This window comes from Psychrilyobacter sp. (assembly GCF_049671765.1).
In the GTDB taxonomy this organism is placed as follows: Bacteria; Fusobacteriota; Fusobacteriia; order Fusobacteriales; family Fusobacteriaceae; genus Psychrilyobacter.
The window spans coordinates 1-4,280 of record NZ_JBATVM010000275.1 but is presented as its reverse complement, the minus strand read 5'-3'; the positions used below and the strand labels follow the sequence as shown (position 1 = coordinate 4,280).

The 4,280-nt window shown below is 29.0% G+C and carries 5 protein-coding genes; 4 read left to right on the top strand and 1 reads right to left on the bottom strand.

Annotated elements, in window-relative coordinates:
- Positions 1 to 415 (top strand): phosphoribosyl-ATP diphosphatase (gene hisE / locus WBG30_RS12950; RefSeq protein ID WP_424505083.1); only part of this gene is annotated, 415 nt, incomplete at its 5' end.
- Positions 416 to 463: 48 nt separating this feature from the next.
- On the opposite strand, the gene WBG30_RS12945 is transcribed toward hisE, so the two are convergent.
- Positions 464 to 1,333, bottom strand: a complete 870-nt coding sequence (locus tag WBG30_RS12945; protein WP_424505082.1) for a lysophospholipid acyltransferase family protein — start codon at positions 1,331 to 1,333, stop codon at positions 464 to 466.
- Between the two features lie 144 nt (positions 1,334 to 1,477).
- On the opposite strand from WBG30_RS12945, the gene WBG30_RS12940 reads away from it, so the two are divergent.
- From WBG30_RS12940 to WBG30_RS12930, 3 genes are all read left to right on the top strand, one after another.
- Positions 1,478 to 2,932 (top strand): NAD(P)/FAD-dependent oxidoreductase, encoded by a 1,455-nt coding sequence (locus tag WBG30_RS12940; protein ID WP_424505081.1) that lies wholly within the window; start codon positions 1,478 to 1,480, stop codon positions 2,930 to 2,932.
- Positions 2,933 to 3,054: 122 nt separating this feature from the next.
- Positions 3,055 to 3,822, top strand: a complete 768-nt coding sequence (locus tag WBG30_RS12935) for a TrmH family RNA methyltransferase (protein ID WP_424505080.1) — start codon at positions 3,055 to 3,057, stop codon at positions 3,820 to 3,822.
- On the top strand, positions 3,812 to 4,280 hold a 469-nt coding region (locus WBG30_RS12930), incomplete at its 3' end, for an NUDIX hydrolase (protein ID WP_424505079.1). The genes WBG30_RS12935 and WBG30_RS12930, both read left to right, overlap by 11 nt.

Sequence of the window (4,280 nt, the reverse complement as noted above, 5' to 3'; positions counted from 1 at the left end):
AAAAATAAAGGAACTATCTTATGACTGTGACGGCGATACCCTCCTTATAAAAGTAGAGCAAACAGGTAACGCATGCCATACAGGTAAAAAGTCATGTTTTTTTAATCAAGTTACACCAGATAAAAATATGACTATAGGAGAGGTACTTTTCACCCTTGATGATATTTTAAAAGATAGGAAAAAAAATCCTATAGAAGGTTCTTACACTACCTATCTATATAAAGAGGGAATCGATAAGATCCTTAAAAAGGTAGGAGAAGAGTGTGCAGAGGTAATCATTGCTGCTAACAATCCTGATAAATCAGAACTAGTATATGAAGCAAGTGATCTTTTATACCATCTTTTAGTTCTTCTAAATGAACAAGAAGTAAGTTTAGAAGAGATAAAAAATCAACTTATAAAAAGAATGAAATAAAAAAAAGACAGTCCAATAATTGAATTGGACTGTCTTTTTTTATGATATCTATTTTTTAAATTCTTTACTAAGTCTCCATCGATCATGAAACCACAGCCATTGTTCTGGATATTCTCTTATAGCATCCTCCATAAGATAAATTAAATTTTGTGTATTAACCCTTACATCACTTTTTAAGTCTCCTGTTTCAATGAGTTCAATTTTTTTAATGATTTTTACAGTATTAGTATTATCTTCATTTAATATAGAATATGCAAATATTAATGGGATTTTAAATTTTAATGCAAAGTGTACTGCACCTGTAGGAGCAATAGTATCTCTACCAAAGAAATTAACGGTAGTTCCCTTATCTCTATGATCAGAAAAGAGAGCTAAAATTTCTTTATTTTTAATTACCTTTAGAAGTTCTCTAGGAGTACTCTTTGATTTTCTTATCATATTAAAATTAAGCTGACTACGATTTTTATTTATATATTTATCAATATACGGATTTCTTTGAGTTTTTATAACATCAGATAGTCTATATTTTTCTGTAATTTTAAGGGAAGCTTCTAAATTTCCCATATGCATACTAGCTATGATAAGACCTTTATTTTCAGCTACAGCATCATCTAAGATATGGTAGTTTTCTACATTGACCTTTGTCTCATCAAAGATATAGTCCATAATCCATAGAGATGAAATATATGCTTTTGTTAGTACCTTATAATTTTTTTTAGCTAGTTCTATCCTCTCCTCGTTTGTTTTTTCTGGAAAGGCTAATTTTAAGTTTGCTAGTGCTATCATCCTTCTTTTTTTTACCAAATAGTATCCTATTATTCCTATTTTTTCAGCGATTTTATACCTTGTTTTTTCTGAAAACATCATAAGTAATTTTACAAAACTAATCATGAGATAATATTCCAATTTATGTTTCATTTCATCCTCCTAATTGTGCGTAATACAAGTCTATATAGTCTACCATAATTACTATAATGGTGCAATTCATTGAAAAATTTGTAATTAAATCAAAAATGAGGTAATATCATGTTATGAATTAAATATGAGTGAGGAGTGATAAAAGTGTATGACATTACTATAATTGGAGGAGGAGTTATCGGATGTAGTATAGCCCGGGAACTTTCTAAATATAAAATTAAAACAGTGGTAATTGAACAAGAAGAAGATGTGAGTTGTGGAGCTACAAAGGCAAACTCCGGTATTATTCATGGAGGTTACGACGCAACACACGGTACTAAGAAAGGTTACTTTAGTCATAGAGGTAATATACTCTTTGATAGATTAAACAAGGAATTAAACTTTGGATTTGAAAAAATTGGATCACTAATATTAGCTTTTAACCAAGAAGAAATAAAAACATTATCTAAAATCATTGAAAATGGTGAAAAAAATGGAGTAAAGAATTTAAAAATTATAAAGAGAAAAGAGCTTATAGAATTAGAACCAAATATAGGAGACGCTATAGGGGCCTTATATTGTAAGAATGCTGGGATAGTTTCTCCCTATGAATATTGTATAGCTTTAGCTGAAAATGCCATCTCAAATGGAGTAGAGTTCAAATTTAATAGTAGGGTAGAAGATATAGATAAAAAAAATAATCTATATATTATAAAAACATCTGTAGGAGAAGTAAAAAGTAAGTTAGTTATCAATGCTGCAGGAGTTAATTCAGATATTATCTCTAATATGATAAATGATGAATATTTTCATATAATCCCTCGAAAAGGAGAATATTTGGTTTATACAAAGGGATATGGAGATATAATTAATCATGTCATATTTCAATGTCCCAATGAAAAAGGGAAAGGTGTTTTAGTTACGCCTACTTACCACAATAATCTTATGGTAGGACCAGATGCACAAATAATGGACGATAAATATGATACTTCTACAAATATAGACAACTTATTTGATATTATAGGAAAAGCAGATAGATCTATTCCAAATTTAGATAATAAAAAAATTATTAGAAGTTTTGCAGGGACTAGAGCAACTAGTAGTCACCATGATTTTATAATTGAAGAAACTAAATCTAAAAACTTTATAAATGTAGCTGGAATAGAATCTCCAGGAATAACATCATCCCCTGCAATAGCTCAATATGTAGTAGATTTAGTAAAAAAAATAATTGATCTGTCTAAAAATAATAAATTTAATCCCTTTAGAGAACCAAATATTCTAAAGAAGTCAGAAAGTGATATGCTCCCTATGAAAACAGTAAATGAGTATATAAATTTAGATGAAGATGATCCTAACAGAATCGTATGTAGGTGTGAGCAAGTCAGACAAAGAGATATCTTAGATGCTTTAGATAGAGGGATTAAGATCACTTCTACCGATGGAATAAAAAGACGTACTCGGGCAGGGATGGGAATATGCCAAGGTAAATTTTGTGAGCCTCGAGTAAAAAAAATAATTGCTAAAAAATATGGAATATCAGAAGAAGAGATAACTACCAGAGGAATAGGAAGTGGGAGTGAACCTGTTCGAGTAGAGATAATAAAATTAAAAAAATAACCCTAATCTTCATTTTTTATCTACTAATTAAATGTGAAACTAGAAAGAAAAAATAGTTGTATTTTTTTACTTATAAATATATACTATATGGTAATCAAATTTATTTGTTAGGAGATGTAAAAGTGGAATTTATAAATAGTAAGGAAAATAAATTATTTAAAACTATAAAAAAACTAAAACTAAAAAAATATAGGGAGAGAGAAAAACTTTTTTTAGCCGAAGGGCATAAATTTTTAGACTTTTCTATACCTCCTAAATACATAATATTGCGTGATGGTGTAGAAGAAAAATTTCCTAAAATAGATGATTTTAATTGCAAAAAATACATATATAGTGATACTTTATTTAATGACATATCAACACAAGAAAATTCACAAGGTGTAGTTTTGATCTATGATTTTTTGTATAATTCTATGGATGATTTAGGAGAAAATATAGTGGTATTGGATAGGATTCAGGACCCTGGAAATCTAGGAACTATCATTAGATTAGTTGATGCAGTAGGAATTAAAGATATGTTGTTGACAACTGGAAGTGTTGATATATATAATGAAAAAAGTGTTAGAAGCAGTATGGGGTCATTATTTAATTTAAATATCAACTATCTCTCAGAAGAAAACCTTATAGAATTTTTAAAATTAAATAACTATAATATTTTGTCTAGCGGTCTAACAAATGAAAGTGTAAATTATAACAAGATCAAGTTAAAAGGAAAAAATGCAGTTGTTTTTGGAAATGAAGGACAAGGAGTATCAAAAGAGATTTTAAAGGCAAGTAATGAGATAGTAAAAATCCCTATATATGGAAGTGCAGAATCACTAAATGTAGGAGTGGCCACTGGAATTATATTGTATAAAATCAAAGAAATATTGGAGGAATATGAAGTATAAACATATAAAAAAAGACAAAGTATTTGAAAATGAACATTTTGTGATATATGAAGAGGACTTAATTCTACCTAATGGAAATCAAGTAAGATGGACATTCTTAAAAGATTATATAACTGTAGGAGTAATTGCATTTACACCAGAAGGAAAACTTTTATTAGTTAAGCAATATAGACCAGCACTAAAACAAGAAATAATTGAGATCCCTGCAGGACTTGTGGATCCTGGTGAAGATGTGGAAAAAGCTGCACTGAGAGAACTTGAAGAAGAAACGGGATACAGGGCCAGAAGAATAACTAAAGTATCTGAGTACTTTAGGAGTCCAGGACTCTCCTCTTCAAAGATGTATATATACCACGCTGAAGATTTAATTAAAACAAGCCAAAATTTAGATGAAAATGAATTTTTAGAAGTTTTAAAAATTGATAGAAATGAGATTGATGAAATTTTAAAAACTCCTC